Annotated in this window: 17 protein-coding genes; 8 read left to right on the top strand and 9 right to left on the bottom strand. The window is 73.0% G+C overall.

Annotated features, from left to right (window positions below):
• Positions 1–5 precede the first annotated feature (5 nt).
• The 4 genes from glpK to ACIOC1_RS34785 all read right to left on the bottom strand — a co-directional run bounded on the left by glpK (position 6) and on the right by ACIOC1_RS34785 (position 4,018).
• Complete coding sequence (gene glpK, locus ACIOC1_RS34800; RefSeq protein WP_401858525.1) at positions 6–1,541, bottom strand: glycerol kinase GlpK; 1,536 nt, start codon at positions 1,539–1,541, stop codon at positions 6–8.
• A gap of 331 nt (positions 1,542–1,872) precedes the next feature.
• Entirely contained in the window at positions 1,873–3,060 is a 1,188-nt protein-coding gene (locus ACIOC1_RS34795; protein WP_401858522.1) for a lipid-transfer protein, read from the bottom strand.
• Complete coding sequence (locus ACIOC1_RS34790; RefSeq protein ID WP_401313905.1) at positions 3,057–3,533, bottom strand: Zn-ribbon domain-containing OB-fold protein; 477 nt, start codon at positions 3,531–3,533, stop codon at positions 3,057–3,059. The genes ACIOC1_RS34795 and ACIOC1_RS34790 overlap by 4 nt, the downstream gene beginning before the upstream one ends.
• Before the next feature lie 119 nt (positions 3,534–3,652).
• A complete protein-coding gene (locus ACIOC1_RS34785; protein WP_401313904.1) occupies positions 3,653–4,018 on the bottom strand; it encodes an Mpo1-like protein in 366 nt (121 codons plus the stop codon).
• 122 nt (positions 4,019–4,140) lie between these two features.
• Between ACIOC1_RS34785 and ACIOC1_RS34780 the strand changes: the two genes are divergently transcribed.
• From ACIOC1_RS34780 to ACIOC1_RS34760, 5 genes are read left to right on the top strand one after another with little or no spacing between them, the layout of a single operon-like run.
• A complete protein-coding gene (locus ACIOC1_RS34780) occupies positions 4,141–5,049 on the top strand; it encodes an NUDIX domain-containing protein (protein ID WP_401858517.1) in 909 nt (302 codons plus the stop codon).
• Complete coding sequence (locus ACIOC1_RS34775; protein ID WP_401858514.1) at positions 5,046–6,164, top strand: molecular chaperone DnaJ; 1,119 nt, start codon at positions 5,046–5,048, stop codon at positions 6,162–6,164. Before ACIOC1_RS34780 ends, ACIOC1_RS34775 begins: the two co-directional genes overlap by 4 nt.
• Positions 6,165–6,204: 40 nt before the next feature.
• Entirely contained in the window at positions 6,205–7,215 is a 1,011-nt protein-coding gene (locus ACIOC1_RS34770; RefSeq protein ID WP_391164201.1) for a hypothetical protein, read from the top strand.
• Positions 7,215–8,549, top strand: a complete 1,335-nt coding sequence (locus ACIOC1_RS34765; protein ID WP_401858511.1) for an adenylosuccinate synthetase — start codon at positions 7,215–7,217, stop codon at positions 8,547–8,549. Before ACIOC1_RS34770 ends, ACIOC1_RS34765 begins: the two co-directional genes overlap by 1 nt.
• Before the next feature lie 9 nt (positions 8,550–8,558).
• Positions 8,559–9,083, top strand: coding sequence for an NUDIX domain-containing protein (locus tag ACIOC1_RS34760; RefSeq protein WP_401858509.1), 525 nt, complete (start codon positions 8,559–8,561; stop codon positions 9,081–9,083).
• 88 nt (positions 9,084–9,171) lie between these two features.
• Here the strand turns inward: ACIOC1_RS34760 and ACIOC1_RS34755 are convergent, their stop codons facing one another.
• On the bottom strand, positions 9,172–11,532 hold the full coding sequence (locus ACIOC1_RS34755; RefSeq protein WP_401858506.1) for a glycoside hydrolase family 31 protein: 2,361 nt from the start codon (positions 11,530–11,532) through the stop codon (positions 9,172–9,174).
• Positions 11,533–11,966: 434 nt separating this feature from the next.
• Here ACIOC1_RS34755 and ACIOC1_RS34750 point away from each other — a divergent pair, with 434 nt between their 5' ends.
• Complete coding sequence (locus ACIOC1_RS34750; RefSeq protein ID WP_401858503.1) at positions 11,967–13,985, top strand: acetoacetate--CoA ligase; 2,019 nt, start codon at positions 11,967–11,969, stop codon at positions 13,983–13,985.
• A 40-nt stretch (positions 13,986–14,025) separates the two neighbouring features.
• Here the strand turns inward: ACIOC1_RS34750 and ACIOC1_RS34745 are convergent, their stop codons facing one another.
• Together ACIOC1_RS34745 and ACIOC1_RS34740 are read right to left on the bottom strand one after the other, a co-directional pair.
• On the bottom strand, positions 14,026–15,621 hold the full coding sequence (locus ACIOC1_RS34745; RefSeq protein ID WP_401858500.1) for a cellulose binding domain-containing protein: 1,596 nt from the start codon (positions 15,619–15,621) through the stop codon (positions 14,026–14,028).
• Positions 15,622–15,739: 118 nt separating this feature from the next.
• Complete coding sequence (locus ACIOC1_RS34740; RefSeq protein WP_401858497.1) at positions 15,740–17,068, bottom strand: aminotransferase class I/II-fold pyridoxal phosphate-dependent enzyme; 1,329 nt, start codon at positions 17,066–17,068, stop codon at positions 15,740–15,742.
• A 94-nt stretch (positions 17,069–17,162) separates the two neighbouring features.
• Here ACIOC1_RS34740 and ACIOC1_RS34735 point away from each other — a divergent pair, with 94 nt between their 5' ends.
• Both ACIOC1_RS34735 and ACIOC1_RS34730 read left to right on the top strand, forming a co-directional pair.
• Complete coding sequence (locus tag ACIOC1_RS34735) at positions 17,163–18,470, top strand: MFS transporter (RefSeq protein ID WP_401858494.1); 1,308 nt, start codon at positions 17,163–17,165, stop codon at positions 18,468–18,470.
• 38 nt (positions 18,471–18,508) lie between these two features.
• A complete protein-coding gene (locus ACIOC1_RS34730; RefSeq protein WP_401858492.1) occupies positions 18,509–19,492 on the top strand; it encodes a hypothetical protein in 984 nt (327 codons plus the stop codon).
• A gap of 130 nt (positions 19,493–19,622) precedes the next feature.
• On the opposite strand, the gene ptsP is transcribed toward ACIOC1_RS34730, so the two are convergent.
• Positions 19,623–21,293: a phosphoenolpyruvate--protein phosphotransferase gene (gene ptsP, locus ACIOC1_RS34725; RefSeq protein ID WP_391050064.1), complete on the bottom strand. Its 1,671-nt coding sequence runs from the start codon at positions 21,291–21,293 to the stop codon at positions 19,623–19,625.
• A 90-nt stretch (positions 21,294–21,383) separates the two neighbouring features.
• Positions 21,384–21,833, bottom strand: a complete 450-nt coding sequence (locus ACIOC1_RS34720; RefSeq protein WP_355344104.1) for a PTS glucose transporter subunit IIA — start codon at positions 21,831–21,833, stop codon at positions 21,384–21,386.
• Between the last annotated feature and the right edge of the window lie 401 nt (positions 21,834–22,234).

The following is a 22,234-nucleotide window of genomic DNA, read 5'->3' as shown; positions in this document are numbered from 1 at the left end:
GATCGCTATCCGGCGGAGCCGTCCTCGTCGTCCTCCTCCAGCCAGCCGAAGCTCCGCTCGACGGCCATCTTCCAACGCCGGTAACCGAGTTCACGTCGCGGCTCGGCCATGCGCGGCTTCCACTCGGTGTCGCGCTCCCACTGCGCCCTGAGCGTGTCGAGGCCGTCCCACACGCCGGTCGCCAGACCCGCGGCGTAGGCCGCGCCGAGGCTGGTGGTCTCGGCGACGACCGGCCGCACCACCGGCACGCCCAGCACGTCGGCCTGATGCTGCATCAGCAGGCTGTTGACGGTCATGCCGCCGTCCACGCGCAGTTCGGCGATGCGTACGCCGGAGTCCTCCTGCATCGCGTCGACCACCTCGCGTGTCTGCCAACTCGTGGCCTCCAGCACGGCCCGCGCCAGGTGCGCCTTGGTGACGAAGCCGGTGAGCCCGGTGATCACACCGCGCGCGTCGGACCGCCAATAGGGCGCGAACAGCCCGGAGAAGGCCGGCACGACGTAGGCGCCGCCGTTGTCGGGCACGCTCGCGGCCAGCGGCTCGATCTCGTCCACGCTGCGGATGAGGCCGAGTTGGTCGCGCAGCCAGTGGACGAGTGCCCCGGTGACGGCGATCGAGCCCTCCAGGCAGTACGCGGGCCGGTCGCCGCCGAGCCGGTAGCCGACGGTGGTGAGCAGACCGCTCTTGGACGGCACCGGCCGTGCCCCGGTGCTCATCAGCAGGAAGCTGCCCGCGCCGTAGGTGTTCTTGGCCTCGCCGGTCTCGAAGCAGGTCTGTCCGAAGAGCGCGGCCTGCTGGTCGCCGAGCGCGGCGGCCACCGGCACGCCCGCGAGCCGTCCGACGGCGGTGCCGTAGACCTCGGCGGAGGACCGTATCTCCGGCAGGACGGCCTCGGGGATGTCCATGGTGGCCAGGATCGCCGGGTCCCAGTCCAGCGTGTCGAGGTCCATCAGCAGGGTGCGCGAGGCGTTGGTGACGTCGGTGACATGGACGCCGCCGTGGACGCCGCCGGTCAGATTCCACACCAACCAGGAGTCGACGGTGCCGAAGGCGATCTCGCCGTTCTCCGCGCGCCGCCGCAGCCCCGGCACATGGTCGAGCAGCCAGGCCACCTTGGGCCCGGAGAAGTACGGCGCCAGCGGCAGCCCGGTGGCGTCGCGGAACCTGTCCTGGCCGTAGGTGCCGCCGAGTTCGGCGCACAGCGCCGAGGTGCGGGTGTCCTGCCAGACCAGCGCGTTGTGCACCGGGCGTCCGGTCGAGCGGTCCCAGAGCACCGTCGTCTCGCGCTGGTTGGCGATCCCGAGGGCGCTGAGCTGGTCGGGGCGCAGCCCGGCCCTGGCGAGCGCGCCCGCCGCCACGGCCTGCGTCTTAGCCCAGATCTCGGTCGCGTCGTGCTCCACCCAGCCGGGCCTGGGGAGGATCTGCCGGTGGTCGCGCTGGTCGGCGGCGACGATCCGGCCGCCGCTGTCGAAGACGACGCACCGGGTGGATGTGGTGCCCTGGTCGATGGCGGCTACGTAGCTCACGGGCTGGTCGCTCATGTCGGTCTCCCTTGCCCGGTCCGCGCGGGACCGTGTCGGGAACGGGCGGCGGCGCGGACCGCCGGTGGCCGGTGCCCCTCCCGCCGACCGGCTCCGCGCCACCGGAAGTGTTCTCCAGCGGTGACGGAGCGTCAAGAAGCCTGACCGATCAGGTCACTTCACGACGGAGCCGGGACCGATCCCCACCGTTTGACCCGACACGCGTCGGTACGGTCCGGCCCGGTGCGCGTCCGCCTGGCCCGTGCGGCCCGGCGCGCGTCCGACCAACCCGGTCGGCCCGGTGCGCGTCCGCCCGGCCCGTACGATCCGCTACGCGCCCCCCGGTGCCCGGTCACTTCATCACGACCACCGCGGAGCCGTGCCCGAACAGCCCCTGGTTGGCGGTGATTCCGAGCCGCGCGCCCGCGACCTGCCGCCCTTCCGCCCGGCCGCGGATCTGGCGGACCAGCTCGCAGACCTGCGCGATGGCCTGGGCGGGTACGGCCTCGCCGAAGGACGCCAGGCCGCCGCTGGTGTTGACCGGGATGGCGCCGCCCAGCGCGGTCGCCCCCGACCGCAGCAGCTTGGCGCCCTCACCCGCCGCGCACAGGCCCAGATCCTCGTACCACTGGAGTTCCAGGGCGGTCGACAGGTCGTAGACCTCCGCCAGGTCGAGGTCTCCCGGCGCGATCCCGGCTTCCTCGTACGCCGCCGCCGCGATCGAGGCGCGCGGCTCCCGGTCGGGCGGGGGCACGGCGACGGCGGAGTCACTCGCGATGTCCGGCAAGTCCGGTACGGTGCGCGGGTACTGGGGCGTTACGGTGGAGACCGCGCGGATCCGTACCGGGGCGGAGGTGTGCCGCCGGGCGAAGTCCATGCTCGACAGCACGAGCGCGGCGCCGCCGTCCGAGGTGGCGCAGATGTCCAGCAGTCGCAGCGGATCGGCGACGACCGCGGAGGCCGCGACCTCTTCGGCGCTGACCGGCTCGCGGTAGCGGGCCAGTGGATTGGCCGCGCCCGCACGGGAGTTCTTGACCTTGACCTGCGCGAAGTCGTCGAGTGTGTCGCCGTGCACGGCCATCCTGCGGCGCGCGTACAGGCCGAAGTAGCCGGGGTTGGTGGCGCCGAGGACCCGGAAGCGCAGCCAGTCGGGGTCGTCGGGCCGCTCGCCGCCCGCGGGGGCGAAGAAGCCCTTGGGCGCGGAGTCGGCGCCGACCACGAGCGCCACGTCGGTGAGGCCCGCCAGGATCTGCGCGCGGGCGGTCGCGATGGCCTGCGCCCCGGAGGCGCACGCGGCGTAGACGCTGGTGACGCGGGCGCCCTGCCAGCCGAGCGCCCGCGCGAAGGTCGCGCCCGCCACGTATCCGGGATAGCCGCCGCGTACGGTGTCGGCGCCCACCACCGACCGCACCTCGCGCCAGTCGAGGCCCGCGTCCGCGAGGGCCGCGCGGGCGGCGGCGACCCCGTATTCGGTGAACGGCCGCCCCCACTTGCCCCAGGGGTGCATGCCGGCGCCGAGGACCGCGATGTCGGCGGTCATCGGGCATCGCCCACGGGCCGCCAGTTCCAGGTGCCGCGTCCGGTGTCGGCGCCGCCCGTACCGTCGGCTGCCGTCTCCCCGAGCACCCCGGGCACCAGCTCGACCGGCATCCCGACCGCGAGATCGGCCGGGGTCACTCCGGGCGCCGCCTGTCCCAGCACGACCATCCGCTCGTCCGCCAGCTCGACGGCGACCAGGGTGTACGGCTGCCACGCGCGCCCGGGGTCCGAGGGATACGGCGGCGGCGTCCGGTAGCGGGCGTCGGTGTACGACCAGACGTGCCCGGTCCTGGAGAGCGGGAACTCGTCCAAGTCGGTACCCGCGCACGCGGGGTTGCGGCAGAAGGAGTCCTCACGGGGGAAGAACACGCTTCCGCAGTCGCGGCACCGGGTGCCGAGCAGCCGGAAGTCGGTTCCCGTCCCCTCGGTGAACCAGCCCTCGACCACCGGCGGTGTGCGCCTGTGCTGCTCCACGCGGCCTCCCCGGCTCGCCATCTGACGGATCGTCAGAAGTGTGCCACGGGCGGCCCGCCGGCGGAACAGTGTCGGACCGCGCGAAGTCGGCGGGCCGGACCGGCCGGTGCGAGGGGGTGTCAGGCGTCGTCGCCCGTGCCGCCCTGCTCCGCCAGCCACTTGTCCGCCGTCTCGGCCAGTTCGGCGTCCCGTCCGGCGAGCATGGTGGTGATCATCTTGACGTCGCCGCGCAGCGACCACGCCGGGTGCCCGAAGGTCGCCGGATTGTTCTTCTCGATCAGGAAGTGGGCGGGCCACGCCGTTCCGTACCCGATCAGCGGCAGCGCCGCCGCGTACCGCTTGCGGCCTCGCGCCAGGCCGTACCCGGTGACCGCGAGGCCGGTGAGCGTGCCCGTCAGGTGCACCCAGCGGGTGGCGGCCTTCGAGTGCATCGCCACGTAGTACGGCCAGAACTCCTCGAAGGTGCTGAACGTCTGCTTCGTCATTACCGCAGAGTAGCGCCGCCGCTGGACGGTGTCAGGGGTCGGTGCTATGGTCTTCTCGTAGTGAGAATGACTCACCTTGAGAACAACATCCGGGGTGGGTTCGGCGCGAGACGGGGGCGATCATGACGGACGCGGCGAACACGTCGGAGTCGGCGGGGGAGTCGGCGGCGCGGCGGGAGCGGGACTTCCTCGACTCCTACGATCCGCGCGCCTTCGACCCGATCGCCGTGACCGTCGACATCGTCGCGCTGACCCTGCGCGCCGACCGGCTGCACGTACTGGCCGTCGAGCGGGGCGGACCGCCGTTCGCGGGGGAGCGGGCACTGCCGGGCGGATTCGTCCGCGCGGGACGCGAGTCCCTGGACGAGGCGGCGGCGCGGGAGTTGGCCGAGGAGACCGGCCTGGACGCCACGGCGCTCGGCCGGGTCCACCTGGAACAGCTCGGCTCCTACGGCGTCCCCGACCGCGACCCGCGCATGCACGTGGTCTCGATCGCGTACCTCGCCTTCGCGCCGGGACTGCCCGATGCCACGCCGGGGAGCGACGCCGCGGGCGCCGCCTGGATCCCCGTCGAAGCAATCCTCCCGAAAGGGCAACCGGACACGGCGCCGCCGCGTCCCTTCGAGCAGGGTCGGCGGACCGGAATCTACGGGGGTGGTACCGGCCGCCGGCCCGCTTCTCACGGGAGCGCTCCCCGGCTCGCCTTCGACCACGACCGCATCCTCGCGGACGGTCTGGAACGCGCCCGCGGAAAGATCGAGTACACCCCGCTGGCCACGGCTTTCCTCGGCGAGACCTTCACCATCAGCGAATTGCGGGCGGTCTACGAGACGGTGTGGGGCGCGCCGCTGCACGCGGGCAACTTCCACCGCAAAGTGCTCTCCGTGCCGGGCTTCGTGGAGTCCACCGGCGAGACCGACAGCCGCCCCGGCAGCAAGGGCGGTCCGCGCGCCCGTCTCTACCGGGCAGGCGATGCCCGGTTGCTGCACCCGGCGCTGCTCCGCCCCGACCGGGAGGACGACGTCCGATGACCGCCACCACGAATCCGCTCGATGACCCGGCCGGTGACCGGACCAACGGCCCGACGCGTGGCGCGAGTCGCGGACCCCTCGGCGACACCGGCAACGACCCGTCGGGCGCACACATACGCACCTTCGAGGACGCCCTCGCCGCCCTCGACGCCGACTTCCCGGCCGACGCCCACGACGCGGTCCGCCACTACCGGCGGCTCGCCCGGCTGCTGCACCCCGACGCCGCACCGCCCGGCCGCACCGCGGAGGCCGCCGCGGCCTTCGCCCGGCTGTCCGCCCGCCACCACCACACCGACGAAAGGGCCACCGCTCCCACCGTCACCACCGCGGACCGCCGCTACGTCCTCGGCCCGGTCCTGGCCACCGGCGACCTCGCCGTCCTGCGGACCGCCCACTACGACGAGAACGGCGACCGGCGCGAGGCCGTACTGAAGATCCCGCAACGGCCCGGCGACAACGACCTGTTGGAGCACGAGGCCGACGTGCTGCGCCGCCTCGACACCGTCGGCGAACGGCGGCACCGCGCGTACGCCCCGCAACTGATCGAGAGCTTCAGGCACCGCGACACCGACGGCGTCGAGCGGCACGTCAACGCGCTCGTACCGCTCACCGGCTTCCACACGCTCGCCGAGGTCGCCGCCGCCCACCCCGGCGGCCTCGACCCGCGCGACGCGGCCTGGATGTGGCGCCGCCTGCTGACCGCGCTCGGCTGGGCCCACCGCGCCCGGCTGGTGCACGGCGCCGTCTTCCCCGAACACGTCCTCATCCACCCCGAGTTGCACGGCCTGGTCCTGGTCGACTGGTGCTACGCGACCGCCTTCGACACCCATGTGCCGGTCCTCGTCGACCGGCACAGGGACGCCTATCCGCCCGAGGTCCCGGAGCGCCGACCGGCCTCCCCGGCCACCGACATCCACCTCGCCGCGCTCTGCGTGCGGCAGCTCATGGGCGACCGGGCACCGGCGCCGATGCGCGCCTTCCTGCGCGCGTGCGTACTGCCCTCGCAGAACGCACGCCCGCAGGACGCCTGGCAGCTCCTCGGCGAGCTGGACGACCTGCTGGAACGGCTCTACGGGCCGCGCACCTTCCGCCCGTTCGCCATGCCGCACATCTGACAACCGCGACACCACCACCACGACACAAGGGGGAACCACCATGGGCAGCGGAAGCTGGTCCACCAATGTCTACGACGCCGCCGCGCGCTACCGCGCCGCGTCCGGCTCCGGCGCCTTCGCCTACAGCGACCACGTCACCGGCTCGTCCCCGCGCAGCAGTTGGGCGGCCCACCCGTCACTCGACCCCAAGAACATCACCCTGCGGGAGAGCCGCGACTCCGCGGAACACCCCACCTCGCTCGCCATCGCCGTGCTCTTCGACGTCACCGGCTCGATGCGCACCGTGCCGCAGGTGCTCCAGACCAAGCTCCCCGAGCTGTTCGGCCTGCTGCTGCGCAAGGGCTACACCGAGCACCCGCAGGTGATGTTCGGCGCGGTCGGCGACGCCACCTGCGACCGGGTGCCCCTCCAGATCGGGCAGTTCGAGTCCGACAACCGGATGGACGACGACCTCGGCAACATCCTCCTGGAGGGCGGGGGCGGCGGCCAGATGAGCGAGTCGTACGAACTCGCGCTCTACACCATGGCCCGGCACACCGCGCTGGACTGCCACGAGAAGCGCGGGCGGCGCGGCTACCTGTTCCTGATCGGCGACGAGATGCCGTACGGCAAGGTCAAGGCGCGCGAGGTGTGGGACGTCCTCGGCGAGCGCATCCCGCAGGACATCCCGATCACCGACATCGTCGCCGAACTCCAGCGCACCTACCACGTCCACTACATCCTCCCGGCGGGCTCCTCCTACGTCGGCAACACCGAAGTGCTCGGCATCTGGCGGAAGTTGCTCGGCCAGAACGTCATCGAGCTGGACGACCTCGACGCGGTCTGCGAGACCATCGCGCTGACCGTGGGCCTCGGCGAGGAGGCGATCGACCTCGCCGCGGGCCTGGCCGACCTGGCCGACGTCGGCTCGGCGGCGGGCGACAGCGTCAGCAGGGCGCTCGCCGGACTCGACCGGGGCAGGGACGGCGCGGCCCGCGGCAGCGCCCTCGCCGTCTCCGACGCGCCCCTCACCGACGGCGACGCGGGTCCCGCCACCACCACGAGGCTGTAGTGCACACCATCGTCGTCGACCTCGGATTCGGGGACGCGGGCAAGGGCGCCGCCGTGGACCGGCTCTGCCAGGACGGTACGGTCCAGGCGGTCGTCCGGTTCAACGGCGGCGCCCAGGCCGCGCACAACGTCGTCACCGCAGACGGCCGCCACCACACCTTCGCGCAGTTCGGCTCCGGCACGCTGCGCGGGGTCCGCACCCACTTGTCGCGGTTCATGACCGTCGACCCGCTCGCGCTGGCCGCCGAGGCCGACCACCTGCGCACGGTCGGCGTCCCCGACCCGTACGCCCTGCTGTCCGTCGACCGTGCGGCGCCGATCGCCACCCCGTACCACGCCGCCGCCAACCGGCTGCGGGAGCAGGCGCGCGGCGCCGACCGGCACGGCTCCTGCGGGATGGGCGTGGGCGAGGCCGCCGCGTACGCGCTCGCCCACCCCGGCGACGCGCCGACCGTCGGCGACTGCGCGTCACGCCCCCGGCTGCTGCGCCAACTGCGCCTGCTGCGCGACCGGTTGGCGGACGAGTTGGGCCCGCTTTCCGCGCCGCCGGTCGAGGACTGCGCGGAAGTCCTCGCCGCCTTCGCCCGTACGGTCACCCTGACCGACGGGGCCGCGCTGCACGACCTCCTGCGGCGGGGCCCGGTGGTCTTCGAGGGCGCCCAGGGCGTCCTGCTGGACGAATGGCACGGCTTCCACCCGTACACCACCTGGTCCACCACCACCTTCGCCAACGCCGAGACGCTGCTGGCCGAGGCGGGTACACCGGGCGAGGCACGGCGGCTGGGCGTCGTGCGCACCTACACCACCCGGCACGGGCCGGGCCCGCTCGTCACCGAGGACCCGGAGCTGACACCGCTGCTGCCCGAGCCGCACAACGGCCACGGCCGCTGGCAAGGCGCCTTCCGCACCGGCCACTTCGACGCCGTCGCGCACGCGTACGCCGTGGAGGTCTGCGGGGGAGTGGACGCCCTCGCCGTCACCCACCTCGACGCGCCCACCCGCGCCCGCGGCCTGCGCATCTGCCGCGCCTACGGCATCGACGGCACCCTCGTCGAACGCCTCCCGCCGGGTCCGCCCGGCGACCTGGCCCGCCAGGCCGCCCTCACCGCGCGCCTCCAGCGCGCCCGCCCGGCCCTGTGGGACACGCCCGGACGCGACCCGCGCCGCTGGTCGGACGCGATCGGCGCGGCCCTGGGCGCCCCCGTCCTGCTGGAGTCCTCGTCCCCGACCCGCCAGGTCCTGCGCAAGCCGCCCCGCGGCCCAGAAGCCGGCCCGACCCGCAAGGCCGCCTCTGAAGCGGCCCGTCACCCCACCCGCACGACCGCTGTCCGATAGGGTCCCGCCGTGGCCAAGGACTCTCACTGCTCGTCATGCGGCGCGCCCTTCGGCGCCGACCCCGGATGGCCGCGCACCTGCGGGAACTGCGGGGCCGTCAGCTACCGCAACCCGCTGCCCGTCGCCGTCGCCCTGCTCCCGGTACGGCACACCGACGGCACGGGGCTCGTCGTGATCCGCCGGACGATCGAGCCGCGCCTGGGCCGACTCGCCCTGCCCGGCGGCTTCATCGACTTCGGCGAGAGCTGGGAACAGGCCGTCGTCCGGGAGCTGTCGGAGGAGACCGGCATCCGCGCCTCGGCGGCGGACGTCACCCTCGCCGACGCGCTCACCGACGAGGACGGCGGATATCTGCTGCTGTTCGGCCTGCTGCCGGAGCGCGACGCGGCCGAACTGCCGCCGTCCGTACCTACCGACGAGACCGACGGGCACCAGATTCTGCCGCGCCCGGCCGAGTTGGGCTTCCCCCTGCACACCCTGGCCGCCCGCCGCTGGTTCGACGGCGCTTACGACACGCCGCCGCGCACCCGGTAACCGACCGGCTTCTACGACACGGCACCGCGCACCCGGTAACCGGTCGGCCCCTACGACGCCGTGCCGCCACCCCGTAGCCGACCCGCTTCTAAGACGCCGTGCCGCGCACCCGCACCCGGTAGCCGACCGGCTCCCCGGCGTCCGCGCCGTCCCGCTCCACCACGACCTCGCCGTCCGCCCACCGAGAGGTGAACCGTTCCATCCGCGCCGTGCCCCAGCCCTCCGGGTCGCCGCTGAAGACGACACCGCTCCCGGTACGGCCGAGTCGCGGTGCCCACACCTCCAGTTCGACCTCGCCGTCCGCCCCGGCCACCGGCACGATCGCACCCGCCCGCGCCAGTACCGGAATCCGGCCCAGCGGCGCGTCGAGCAGCACCTGACCGGGCCCGCGGTGCGCCGTACCGGTCGCGGTGTCGTACCACAGGCCGCGCGGCAGCCGTATCGCCCGCGTCAGCGAACCTGGTTCGAGCACCGGAGCCACCAACAGCGCGTCGCCCAGCAGGAAAGCGTCATCGCACTCGCGCAACGCCCGGTCACCCGGCGCGTTCCACCACAGCGGGCGGACGTACGGGGCGCCGGTGCGGTGCGCGACGTGCGCCAGCGACTCCAGATACGGCAGCAGCCGCACCCGCTCGGTCAGCGCGGCCCGCGCGTGCTCCAGCACCTCGGGGCCGAACTCCCACGGCTCGCGCCGCCCGGCGTCGATCGCCGAATGGGTGCGGAAGAACGGCAGATACGCGGCGAGTTGGAACCAGCGCAGATACAGCTCGGGCGATGGTGAACCGGTGAAGCCGCCCACGTCGGGGCCCGAGTACGGCACCCCGCACAGGCCGAGCCCGAGGACCAGCGACAGGGACGCGCGCAGCCCCGGCCAGCCGGTCGCCACATCGCCCGACCAGGTGCCGCCGTACCGCTGCATGCCCGCCCAGCCGGAGCGCGAGAAGAGGAACGGCCGCTGCTCGGGGCGCAGTTCGCGCAGCCCTTCGTAGCCCGCGCGGGCCATCGTCAGGCCGTACACATTGTGCGCCTCGCGGTGGTCGCCGCCTCGGCCCTCCAAAGAGTGCCGCGCCGAGCGCGGCAGGGTGTTCTCGCCGAAGGACACGAAGGACACCGGCTCGTTCATGTCGTGCCAGACCCCGGAGAAGCCCTGATCGAGGCGCTCGGCGTACAACCGGCCCCACCACGCCCGCACCTGGGGGTCGGTGAAGTCGGGGAAGGCCGCATCGCCCGGCCAGACCACGCCGTTGACCTCCCGGCCCCGCGCGTCCCGCACGAACGCGCCTTCCTCGGTGCCGCTGTCGTAGACCGCCACACCGGGCTCCGCCTTCACCGCCGGGTCCACGATCGACACCATCCGGATCCCGGAATCCGCCAACTCCGCGGCCAGACCGGGCAGATCGGGAAACCGGCCCTTGTCGACGGTGAAGACCTGGTGGCCGTCGAAGTGGTCGATGTCCAGATGCAGCACCGACAGGGGCAGTTCCCGCTCGCGGTAGCCCGCCACGACCCGCCGCACCTCCCGCTCGCTGCCGAAGCCCCAGCGCGAGTGGTGGTGGCCCAGCGCCCAGCTCGGCGGCAGCGCGGGCCTGCCGGTCAGCGCCGTCCAGCCGTTGAGCACCCGTGACGGTGTACCGGTGATCACCCAGTAGCGCAGCGGCCCGCCGTCCATCCGCAGCTCGCAGCCGCCCGGCCGGTCGTGGCCCGAGCCCGCGCCCTCCTCACCGTCCCGCAGCGTCACCCTGCCGTCCCACGTGTTGTCGTGGAAGACCAGGTGGCAGCCCGCGTCGGCGACCACGAGCTGCACCGGCATGGTGATGTACAGCGGGTCGTCGCCCGGCTCGAAGGAGCCGTCGGGGTCGGTGTTCCACAGCCGGTAGCCGCCCGCGGGCAGCCGCGGTCCCACGGCCCGGCCGCCGAGCCCGTACACCCGCGCGTCGGCCGGGGTCTCCGAGCGCTGCACCCAGCGCGCGCCCACCCCCGGCTCACCGCCGGTCGGCTCCCACCAGCGCGGCGGCAGCTCCCTGCGCAGCAGCACGCCGCCGGGCGTGCGGATCTCCACCGCGCCGTGCCGCGACACCAGGACGGTGACGCGCTCGGACACCACCCGCCAGCCGTCCTTGTCCGGTTCGAGGATCGCCCGCAGATCCGCCTCGGGCCGCCCGCCGGCCAGCGCGTACGACGGGTCGGGATCCGCGCCGTCCCAGCCGCAGAAGACAGCGCCGCCGATCGCCACCCGTATCCGCAGCACCGAGCGCGCGAACCGTACCCGGCCGCCGCCGGGCAGCGGCTCCACCTCCTGCGCGGCGCCCGGCACCCGGGCGCGCTCGGCGCCGCGCCGCGGCAGATCCCGCGCGTCCGTGCGCTGCCGCCGCCAGGCCGAGCGTGTGGCACGCCGGCCCTCGGCGGAACCCGCCGTCCGCACCGTCCGCAGCAGGTCCCGAGCGTTCATGCCCCCACCCTTCCATCGAAACCGCCGGTCGCGCCGCTCGTTCAGCCACCGTTCACCTGGAGGGGGCGGTGCGCGACCCGCGCCGGTCGCCGGCGCCGCCGACCCGGACCGCACCCCGCGCGCCCGTGCCCTCCCGGCGGCGGGGCCGGGCCCGCGCGGGCCCGGTGAGTGATCTTCCCAGGGATCTTGGCGGGAACCCCGGCGGGAGCCGGAAACAGAGCCACCCCGTCGCCGCCCCGCCGCCCGGACCACCCCCTCGGAACCCCTCGTCAGAGCCCCCGCCGACCCCCGCCGCGCGACCCATGGGCCACCCCGCCCTGGCGCCGAAGACGATCACATGGCATCGTCCTGCCCAGGCCCGGGGCGGGACATTCCGCCCGCAGGGGACCAGCCGCAGATACGCGACGACGCGTACCGTCCGGGGAGCCGCCCATATGAGCACCACGCCCGAGCCCGCCGACAGCCCGGAGCCCCTGTGGACGCCGGGACCCGAGCGGATCGCCCGCGCGCAGGTGACCCGGTTCCAGGACTGGACGGCCGAGCGGTACGGCGCCCCGGCCGCCGTGCCCGGCGACCCCGCCGCGAGCTACCACGCGCTGCACGCCTGGTCGGTCCGCGACCCCGACGCCTTCTGGCGCGCGATCACCGAGTGGTACGACGTCCGCTTCAGCACCCCGTACGAGACGGTGCTCGCCGACGCCTCGATGCCCGGCGCCCGCTGGTTCCCCGGCGGGACCCTCAACTACGCGGAACACGCGCTGCGCCCGGCCCTCGACCCGGCCCGCGCGGACACCCCCGCCCTGCTGCACCTGGACGAGAGCCACGAGACCGGCACGGTGAGCTGGGCCGAACTCAGCCGCCAGGTCGCCTCGCTCGCCGCGGCCCTGCGCCGCCTCGGCGTCACCCCCGGCGACCGCGTCAGCGGCTACCTGCCCAACATCCCGCAGGCCGTCGTCGCGCTGCTCGCCACCGCGGCCGTCGGCGGCGTATGGACCTCCTGCGCCCCGGACTTCGGCGCCCGCAGCGTCCTCGACCGCTTCCAACAGGTCGAGCCCGTCGTGCTGTTCACCGTGGACGGCTACCGCTACGGCGGCAAGCGGCACGAACGGACCGACGTCGTCACCGAACTGCGCGCCGGGCTGCCCTCGTTGCGCGCCACCGTGCACATCCCGCTGCTCGGCACGCCCGCCCCCGAAGGCGCCCTGGACTGGGCGGACCTGACCGCCGACGACACCGCGCCCGCGTACGAGGCCGTTCCCTTCGACCACCCGCTGTGGGTGCTCTACTCCTCCGGCACCACGGGACTGCCCAAGGCCATCGTGCAGTCCCAGGGCGGCATCCTGCTCGAACACCTCAAGCAGACCGGCCTCCACCTGGACCTCGGCCCGGACGACCGCTTCTTCTGGTACACCTCCACCGGCTGGATGATGTGGAATTTCCTGGTCTCCGGGCTCCTGGCCGGTTCCACCGTCGTGCTCTACGACGGCAGCCCCGGCTACCCCGACGTCGCCGCCCAGTGGCGGGTGGCGGAACAGACCGGCACCACCGTCTTCGGCACCTCCGCCGCGTATGTGATCGCCTGCCGCAAGGCGGACATCCACCCCGGCCGTGACGTCGACCTGTCGGCCGTCAAGTGCGTGGCCACCACCGGCTCGCCGCTGCCGCCCGACGGATTCCGCTGGCTGCACGACGAGGTCAAGGAAGACCTGTGGATCGCGTCGGTCAGCGGCGGCACCGATGTGTGCAGTTGCTTCGCGGGCGGTGTCCCCACCCTCCCCGTGCACATCGGTGAGCTCCAAGCGCCGTGCCTGGGGACCGACTTGGAGGCGTGGGACGCGCAGGGCCGCCCGGTCGTCGACGAGGTCGGCGAGCTGGTCGTCACCAACCCCATGCCGTCCATGCCCATCAGGTTCTGGAACGACCCGGACGGCGCCCGCTACCGCGAGAGCTACTTCGAGATGTTCCCCGGCGTGTGGCGGCACGGCGACTGGATCACCCTCACCGCGCGCGGCACCGTCGTCATCCACGGCCGCTCCGACTCCACCCTCAACCGCCAGGGCGTCCGCATGGGTTCCTCCGACATCTACGAGGTCGTCGAACGCCTGCCGGAGATCCGCGAGTCGCTGGTCATCGGGATCGAACAGCCCGACGGCGGCTACTGGATGCCGCTGTTCGTGCAGCTCGCCGACGGCGCGGAACTGAACGACGCGCTGCGCGACCGGATCCGCACCGCGATCCGCGCCCAGCTCTCGCCGCGCCACGTACCCGACGAGGTCATCGCCGTCCCCGGCGTCCCCCACACCCTCACCGGCAAGCGCATCGAGGTCCCCGTCAAACGGCTCCTCCAGGGCACCGCGCTCGACAAGGCCGTCAACCCGGGTTCGGTGGACGACCTCGGGGTGCTGCGCTTCTACGAGCGGCTCGCCGCCGAACGCGCGAAGGGCCGCTCGTAGAAGGTCACTTCAGGCGCCGACGGTCACGTCCGCGTCGCCGTCATCCGGTGTACGCCGCGAAGATCTTCGAGAACTCGTACGGCGTCTGCGAGATGTTGGTGCACTTGTAGGTGGCGCCGGTGCACGCGTTTGCGTCCCGGCCCTCCTCCCAGAACGAGAGCATGCCCAGGTGCTTGCTCTGCGCGAAGGCGACGAGCTGACGGGCGTCGGCCTGGTCGTAGACGTGTCCGTCGTCGTTCTGGCCGAGCATCGGCGTCACGCCGACCATCGCCCAGAGCTGCGCGTCGGACTTGGTCGGATAGAGGGACTTGAGCTGTCCGAACAGGCTGTTGGCGGCCTGGACCGCCGCGTCGCCGTAGTCGACGCTCTGGTAGTAGTCCATGGCCATCACATTGACCATGTCCAGGTTGACGCCCGCGTTCTTCGCGGAGGTGACCACGTTCAGCCCGTTCGCGTCGAGACCGTTGGGCAGCACGGGCAGGGTCAGCGAGATCCGCAGACTCGGGTGGGACTGCTGGAGCAGCGCCAACGCCTGTGAGCGCAGGGCGATCGACGCGGGTTCCGCGACCGCCGAGCCCTCGATGTCGAAGTCGACGTAGGACAGGTTGTACGCGTCGACCACGGCGCCGTACTCGGTGGCCAGCGCACTGGCCGAACCGCACGCCGGGGCCAGCTCGATGCCGCTCGCGCCGCCGAAGGAGACCTTCACGTCCCCGCCGGCCGCCCTGATGGCGTCGATCTGGTCCTTCGCCCACGCCTGGCGCGGGTCATAGGCGTTGAACCACGACGCCTTGCAGCCCGCCGAGGTCACGAAGGCGAGCGTGAAGCTCTTCACGCCGCTCGCCTGGGACATCGCCGTGAGACTCGGCGTCGGCCAGGCGCCCATGTCCACGTACGGCGCGGTACGGATCACGCCGGGGCTCGGATTCCCGCCGCCACCGGTCGCGCTCGTGGCGCCGCTGACGGCCGCGCTGTACGCCGAGTAGTTGCCCGCCGCGTCCTTGGCGCGGACCTGGAAGGAGTACGCGGTGGACGCCGCGAGACCCGTCGCGGTGTACGACGTGCCGGTCACGGCGACCGGCGTGCCGCCGTTGCGTGAGACCTCGTAACCGGCCACGGAACCGGAGTTGTCGGTCGAGGCGTTCCACTTCACCGTCAGCGAGGAGCTGGTCGGCGAGCCCACGGTGACGCCGCCGGGCACGGTCGGAGGCGTGGTGTCGGAACCGCCGCCACCGCCGCCCGCGTCGCAAGAAGCCCCGTTGAGCTTGCAGTTGGCCGGGGTGGCGGTTCCCGAACCCACCCAGCCGAAGACGGCCGAGGCGCCCGGCGCGAGCGTCCCGTTGTAGTCGCGGTTGGTGAACGTGTAGTGCGTGCCGCCGGACGTGGCGGACTGGGTCAGCAGCGCGTCCCAGTAGCTGCCGACGCTGCTGCCGGAGGCCAGGTCGAACTCGACCTTCCAGGAACTGATCGCGGAACCGCTGCCGTTGGTGATCGTGTACTGCGCCTGGTAGCCGCTGCCCCAGTCCGAGGTCTTGGCGAAGGCCGCGCCGACGCCGCCGGCCGCCGAGGCGGGTGGAACGAGGAACAGGACGAGCGTGCCGAAGAGCGCGAGGAGGAGTGTGAGGGATCTTCGCATGCCGGACTCCCATTTGGTCTGTACCAATGCCGCCCAGGATCTGGATACTTGACCGGCGCCGCCCCCGTCAATAGCGCCGCTGGCACCTCACTGACCACCCCCGTCACGGTGCGGTGCCTCAACCCCCGTACGTGCTCGCGGAGTCGGCGAGCACGCGACCGAAGTCGGCGGCCAGCACGGCCGCTTCCGGCACCCGCAGGTCCGCGACGGTGATCCGTACGCCCGGACCCGTACCGATCCGGAACCGCGACCCGCCCGCCACCCACCAGCCCTGCGACCGCAGGCCGTTGACGACCGCGGCCTCGTCGCGCACCGGCACCCACACATTCAGACCGCTCACCCCGGCCCCGGTGATCCCGTGCTCCGCGAGCGCCGCGATCAGCGCCTCGCGGCGCTCGGTGTACGCCGTCCCCGCCGCGGCGACCAGTTCCGCCGTCGCCGGATCGGTCATCAGCCGGACCACCGTCTCCTGGAGCACATGGCTGACCCAGCCCGACGTCAGCAGCATCCGGCCGTCGTGCCGGGCGAGCGTGACCGGGTCGCAGGCCATCGCCGTCCATCGCAGATCGGTGCCCAGATGCTTGGAGACCGTACGGATCTGCGCCCATCGCCCCGGACCCCGCGCCCCCGCCGTGGTCAGCGAGTGCAGCGGACCGCCCGCCGTGTCCGCGCTGTGGTCGTCCTCGACGACCAGCACCTCGGGCGACCCCGCCAGCACCGCGAGCAACTCCTCCCGGCGCGCCTCCGACACCCGCGACCCGTACGGATTCTGCGCGCGCGGACACAGCACCACCGCCCGCGCGCCGGCCCGCAGCGCCGACCGCAGCGCTTCCGGCCGCATCCCCTCGTCGTCCACCGCCACCGCGGCCGTCCGCAGCCCCAACGCCGGTACGAGATCGAGCAGATGGTGGAAGCCGGGGTCCTCGACGGCCACCGCGTCGCCGGGCCGCAGCTCCACCGACAGCAGCCGCGCGACGCAGTCCAGCGCGCCGTGCGCGAAGGTGACCTGCCCGTCGGGCACCCCGTCCCGGCGGAACCACGCCCGCGCCAGCTCCTCCAACTGCGGCAGCCGGGGCGAGGCGCGGTGCGAACGTGCGCCGGGCGACAGCCGTCCCGGCGGCACCAGATCCGGCAGGAAGGCCGGGTCCGGATGGCCGCCCGCCAGATCCCGCAGCCCCTCTGGCACCCGGGGCGGACGCCGCGAGGCCACCGAGGGCGCCGACGCGACCACCGTCCCGCCGCGCCCGCGCGTCACCACGATCCCGCGCCGCCGCAGCTCCTTGTACGCCGCCGCCACCGTCCCCGGACTGACGCCGAGTCCGTCCGCCAGCGTCCGCACCGGCGGCAGCGCGTCCCCCGGGCGCAACCGCCCTTCGGTCACCGCCCGTTCGGCCGACGCGGCAATCTCCCTGGCCGTCGCACCGCTGATCGCATATTGTGTTGCCACATACATGAGTATGTACCAATACAATGCCGCACGGCAAGCGAGTACGTGGCGGACGAGCGGCGAACGAACCCGGTGACGAGGGGGAGCGGACACGATGCGGATACCGCCGATACCAGGAGGCCCGGACGGGCGGCGGATGCTCTGGATCAACCTCATCGACAAGACCGGCTCAGGACTCTGGGTCGCCGTCACCGCCCTCTACTTCGTCCTCATCGGCGGACTCAGCACCGGCCAGGCCGGACTGCTGCTCGGCCTCGGCGGCGCCGCCGGCATCGCGGGCGCGCCCGTCGCGGGCCGCCTGGCCGACCGCGTGCCGCTCACCCGCGTGCTGTTCGCCGTCCAACTCCTGCGCGGCGCCTCCAGCCTGCTGCTCCTGCTCGCCCACGGCTTCTGGCAACTGCTGCCCCTGGTCGCCCTCGGCAGCTTCGGCGAACGCTCCGCCTCCGTCCTCACCAAACTCTTCGCCGCCCGCGTCGCGGGACCCGACCGCGCCCGCTACCAGGCCGTACAGCGCACCGTCGTCAACGTCGGCTACACCGTCGGCGGCCTCGGCGCCTCCGCCGCCCTGGCCATCGGCACCAGCGCGGTCTACCGCGGCCTGCTCCTCGGCGACGCCCTGTCCTTCGTCCTCGTCGCCGCCCTGGTCGCCCGCTGCGCCGAACCCCCCTCGGCCAGCAGAACCGTCGCCGCCCACACCGCCCCGACCGCCACCACGGCCACAACTCCCGTACCGCACCGCGAAGTCGGCGCCCCCTCGAACCCCTGGCGGGACCGCGGTTACCTCCTCTACGCCGCCCTCGACTCGGCGATGTTCCTGTACGGCTGCGCGCTCAGCGTCGGCATGCCGCTGTGGATCATCACCCGCACCGACGCTCCGCACGGCCTCGCAGCCGCCATCTTCGTCGTCAACACCGTCATCGTGGTCGCCTTCCAGGTCCGGCTCTCCCGGCACGGCAGGACCCCACGCGTCGCCGCCGACTCCCTGCGCCGGGTCGCCGTATGGTTCCTGCTCTCCGGAGCCGCCACGGCCGTCGGCGTCGTCCACACGCGATGGGCCGCGACCGCCGCGATCCTCGCCGCCGCCATCGCCTTCACCGTCGTCGAGATGATCCAGTCCGCCATCTCCTGGGAACTGTCCGTCGCCCTCGCACCCGACGACGCACAGGGCAGCTACGTCGGCGTGCACGGCCTCGCCCAGTCCACCTCACGCTGCGTCGGCCCGCTGCTCATGACCTCCGTCGTCATCGCCACAGGACCGACCGGCTGGATCGCGCTCGGCGCCGTACTCGCCGCCGCCGCGCTCCTGCAACGCCGCCTGGTCCTGCGCCGCCTCGACCGACCGCACCCGACCGCCGCAGAACCGCCGTTGTCAGTGCCCCCGGTTACGGTGAGTGAGCACTAGGGGTCATCGGGACCCCGGTGCCACACCGAGGGGGAAGCATGTCCAGCACCAAGAACCGCACCACCCACCGCAAGAACCGCCACGCCCGCGCCGACCAGGCACAACGCCCGCCCCGGCACCGCGCGGCCCACCGCAGGGCGCTGCGCCGCGAAGCCCCCACCGTCGTCGCCCTGCTCCTGGACGACGAGGACTTCGCGGCCCTGACCGACCACCGCAGCTTCGCCTTCGACAACTACGCACAGTATCTGCACGCCGTCGACGCCTTCCTCCGCCACCTGCACGCCCAGGGCCACCACATCGCCGTCACACTCTTCGACCCCGACGCCTACGCCGACTACTGCACCACCACCCGCCAGCCCCCGGACAGCGCCACCACCCGCACCCACTACACCGCGGAGGCGACCGCCGCGGGCCCCTCCATCGCCTACACCCGCCAGTCCCTCACCCTGCTGCGCGCCCAACTCGCCCACGAAGCCGACCGCCGCGCCACCTGGGAGAGCGCCACCGACGCCCTCACCCGGGCCGGCACCTGCCCCGACTGCGGACAGGACCTCGCCCACTGCGCCTTCGACCGCGCCTCCGACACCCTGCTGCGCCTCATCGAGACCGTCGGCCCCGGCACCCACCACGTCGTGTGCAGCCTCCCCGCCGACGACGGCCCACTGCTCGCCGCCGTCCACGTACACGCCGACACCGACGACACGATCGAACTCGCGGAGAACGACGCCCTCGTGCTCTGCACCGTCATGGCCGCCAGCACCGCCACCGGCCGGACCGGAGGCGTCGTCCTGCGCACCACCCACGACGACGAACGGCCCGACACCGTACGCGGCTGGTCCCTGCGCGACGGCCACCTCCACCCGCTCACCGAAGCGGAGGTCTTCAACGCCTACTGCACCGACGCCGCCACCGGCGACCCCGTACCGCCCGAGCACGGCGTCGCCTACCGCGCGGGACTCCCCCTGCCGCCACCGCCCGTCGACCACATCGGCCCGACGGGTCCCTTCGGACCCCTCACATGAGGGAGAGGCCGCAGTACGGGACCGGCTGGCGCGGAACACCGGGCCGATGACAAAACGGCGGAGGGCGCCCCACCCCGCACGGGTGGAACGCCCTCCGCCAACCAACCCGACCGCCGCCGCCGCCGTCGGCTCACTCGCCGGACAGCACGCCCTGCGCCGCCCGCCGCGCATCATCGGCGCTGTCGGTCGCCCGAGCCGCGGCAGCCGCACGCTCGCACTGCGCCAGCGTGTACTTCGCCAACGTCGCCCGCACATAAGGAATCGACGCCGCACCCATCGAAAGGCTGGTGACACCCAGACCCGTCAGCACACACGCGAGCAACGGATCCGCCGCCGCCTCACCGCACACACCACAGCTCTTGCCCTCGGCCCGAGCCGCGTCCGCGGACGCCGCCACCAGGTCGAGCAGCGCGGGCTGCCACGGGTCCTGAAGCCGCGACACCGCACCGACCTGCCGGTCCGCCGCGAAGGTGTACTGCGCCAGGTCATTGGTGCCGAGCGACAGGAACTCGACCTCCTGGAGAATCGACCGCGCCCGCAGCGCCGCCGACGGAATCTCCACCATCGCACCGAACTTCGCCCGCAGCCCCGCCGCACGGCACGCGTCCGCGAACGCCTTCGCGTCCTGACGGTCCGCCACCATCGGCGCCATGACCTCCAGATACACCGGAAGCCCCTCCGACGCCTTCGCCAGCGCGGTGAGCTGCGTCCGCAGCACCTCCGGGTGGTCGAGCAGCGACCGCAGCCCCCGCACACCCAGCGCCGGGTTGGGCTCGTCCGCGGGCGTCAGGAACTCCAGCGGCTTGTCGGCGCCCGCGTCGAGCACGCGCACCACCACCCGGCCCTCGGGGAACGCCTCGAGCACCTGGCGGTACGCCTGAACCTGCTTGTCCTCCGTCGGAGCCTTCGAGGAGTCGTCCAGGAACAGGAACTCCGTACGGAACAGACCCACGCCCTCCGCCCCCGCCGCCACCGCCGCGGGCACATCGGCCGGGCCGCCGACATTCGCCAGCAACGGCACCTTGTGCCCGTCCGACGTCGCACCAGGACCCGACGACGCCGACAGCGCCGCCTTCCGGGCCGCGGCCGCCTCGGACAGCGCGGTCCGTTTCTCCTCGTCCGGCTCGACGAACACCTCACCGGTGCTGCCGTCGACCGCGATCAGCGTTCCCTCGGCCAGCTCACCCGCACCCGGCAGCGCCACCACGGCCGGCACCCCGAGCGCCCGCGCCAGAATCGCGCTGTGACTGGTCGGCCCGCCCTCCTCGGTGACGAAACCGAGCACCAACGCAGGGTCGAGCAGCGCCGTGTCCGCAGGCGCCAGATCACGCGCGATCAGCACATACGGCTCGTCGCTGTCCGGCACACCCGGCATCGGCACACCCAGCAGCCGCGCCACGATCCGGTTCCGCACGTCGTCCAGATCCGCGACCCGACCGGCCAGATACTCACCAGCGCCCGCCAACAGCGCCCGGTAGGAGGCGAAAGCGTCGTACACCGCGCGCTCGGCCGTACTCCCCACCGCGATCCGGCGCTCGGCGTCGGCCAGCAGCTCCGGGTCCTGCGCCATCAGCGCCTGCGCCTCAAGCACCGCCTGCGCCTCGCCGCCCGCGAGATGACCACGCGCGGTCAGATCGGCGGCCACCGCCTCGACGGCCTGCCGCGCCCGGCCCTGCTCGCGCGGAGCGTCGTCCGCCGGGATCTGCTTGGCGGGCGGCTCCAGAACAGCGGTGCCCATGTGCCGTACCTCGCCGATCGCCACACCGTGGCTGACACCGACGCCTCGCAGCGTTGTCTCCATCTCACCCGTCTCCGGTCGATGCGGCGGGTCGATGACGCCGCCGCTTAGGTTGCGTGCCCCCGCTGGCCTGACTCCTGGCGGAGCGCGGGACTACTTCCAGGTGAAGAGAGTGCCGCCCGCTTCGATCTCGCCGCTCTCCGCGACCTCGCCGAGCGCTTCCACCGTGGCCTCGAGCGCGACCACGGGGCACACCGGCGACTTCCCGGCCTCCTCGACGGCCGCCGGATTCCACCGGACGACCTCCTGGCCGCGGCTGACGGTGTCGCCCTTGGACACCAGCAACTCGAATCCCTCGCCATTGAGCTGAACGGTGTCGATGCCGAGGTGCGTCAGCACTCCGTGCCCTTCGTCGTCCACGACGACGAACGCGTGCGGGTGCAGAGAAACAACGACTCCGTCCACCGGGGACACCGCCACCGTCGACTCGCGCACGGGGTCGATGGCCGTACCCGGTCCCACCATGGCGCCGGAGAACACGGGGTCGGGCACTGCCGCGAGCCCGATGGCCCGTCCGGCCAGCGGAGAAGAAACGGTCGTCATGGGAAGCCTCCTATATGCGGAGCTCAAGACGCCGTCACTGCCTGTCACCGGACGGCGAGGCCGCGAGAGCAGCCTAAGTCATGTCAAGTATGGATTCCGCCCGAGCGGAAGCGACCACATGATGACCCTTCCCGATCGGAAGTCTGTCATCCGGCCACCCTCAGCCACCGTGACTGTCACCGCGACCGCAACGGCCGCGGTCGATTTGCTCCGAGCGGGGGAGTCCAGTACGTTGGCACAACCGCCTCGACGAGACCCGCGGAAACGTGTGTGCTCGGAACGGGGTTGGTAATTCCGACCGAATAGCTTCTGCTAAAGTCGGAGACACGACGAAGGGAAAGCCCGGAGGGCCGGTGAAACGGTCTGAAGGAAGCTTCCGTTCCTTGAGAACTCAACAGCGT

It is taken from the genome of Streptomyces sp. NPDC088197 (genome assembly GCF_044741185.1).
Taxonomy (GTDB): domain Bacteria; phylum Actinomycetota; class Actinomycetes; order Streptomycetales; family Streptomycetaceae; genus Actinacidiphila.
Note: the sequence above shows the minus strand (reverse complement) of the source record. Positions and strands in the feature narration are given on the sequence as shown.

Excerpts from the sequence above, each read along its gene's own strand:
- ptsP (WP_391050064.1), bottom strand. The coding sequence starts at position 21,293 with ATGGAGACAACGCTGCGAGGCGTCGGTGTCAGCCACGGTGTGGCGATC.
- ACIOC1_RS34720 (WP_355344104.1), bottom strand. The coding sequence starts at position 21,833 with ATGACGACCGTTTCTTCTCCGCTGGCCGGACGGGCCATCGGGCTCGCG.
- ACIOC1_RS34735 (WP_401858494.1), top strand. The coding sequence starts at position 17,163 with ATGCGGATACCGCCGATACCAGGAGGCCCGGACGGGCGGCGGATGCTC.
- glpK (WP_401858525.1), bottom strand. The coding sequence starts at position 1,541 with ATGAGCGACCAGCCCGTGAGCTACGTAGCCGCCATCGACCAGGGCACC.
- ACIOC1_RS34750 (WP_401858503.1), top strand. The coding sequence starts at position 11,967 with ATGAGCACCACGCCCGAGCCCGCCGACAGCCCGGAGCCCCTGTGGACG.
- ACIOC1_RS34785 (WP_401313904.1), bottom strand. The coding sequence starts at position 4,018 with ATGACGAAGCAGACGTTCAGCACCTTCGAGGAGTTCTGGCCGTACTAC.
- ACIOC1_RS34730 (WP_401858492.1), top strand. The coding sequence starts at position 18,509 with ATGTCCAGCACCAAGAACCGCACCACCCACCGCAAGAACCGCCACGCC.
- ACIOC1_RS34745 (WP_401858500.1), bottom strand. The coding sequence starts at position 15,621 with ATGCGAAGATCCCTCACACTCCTCCTCGCGCTCTTCGGCACGCTCGTC.
- ACIOC1_RS34755 (WP_401858506.1), bottom strand. The coding sequence starts at position 11,532 with ATGAACGCTCGGGACCTGCTGCGGACGGTGCGGACGGCGGGTTCCGCC.
- ACIOC1_RS34775 (WP_401858514.1), top strand. The coding sequence starts at position 5,046 with ATGACCGCCACCACGAATCCGCTCGATGACCCGGCCGGTGACCGGACC.
- ACIOC1_RS34795 (WP_401858522.1), bottom strand. The coding sequence starts at position 3,060 with ATGACCGCCGACATCGCGGTCCTCGGCGCCGGCATGCACCCCTGGGGC.
- ACIOC1_RS34780 (WP_401858517.1), top strand. The coding sequence starts at position 4,141 with ATGACGGACGCGGCGAACACGTCGGAGTCGGCGGGGGAGTCGGCGGCG.
- ACIOC1_RS34770 (WP_391164201.1), top strand. The coding sequence starts at position 6,205 with ATGGGCAGCGGAAGCTGGTCCACCAATGTCTACGACGCCGCCGCGCGC.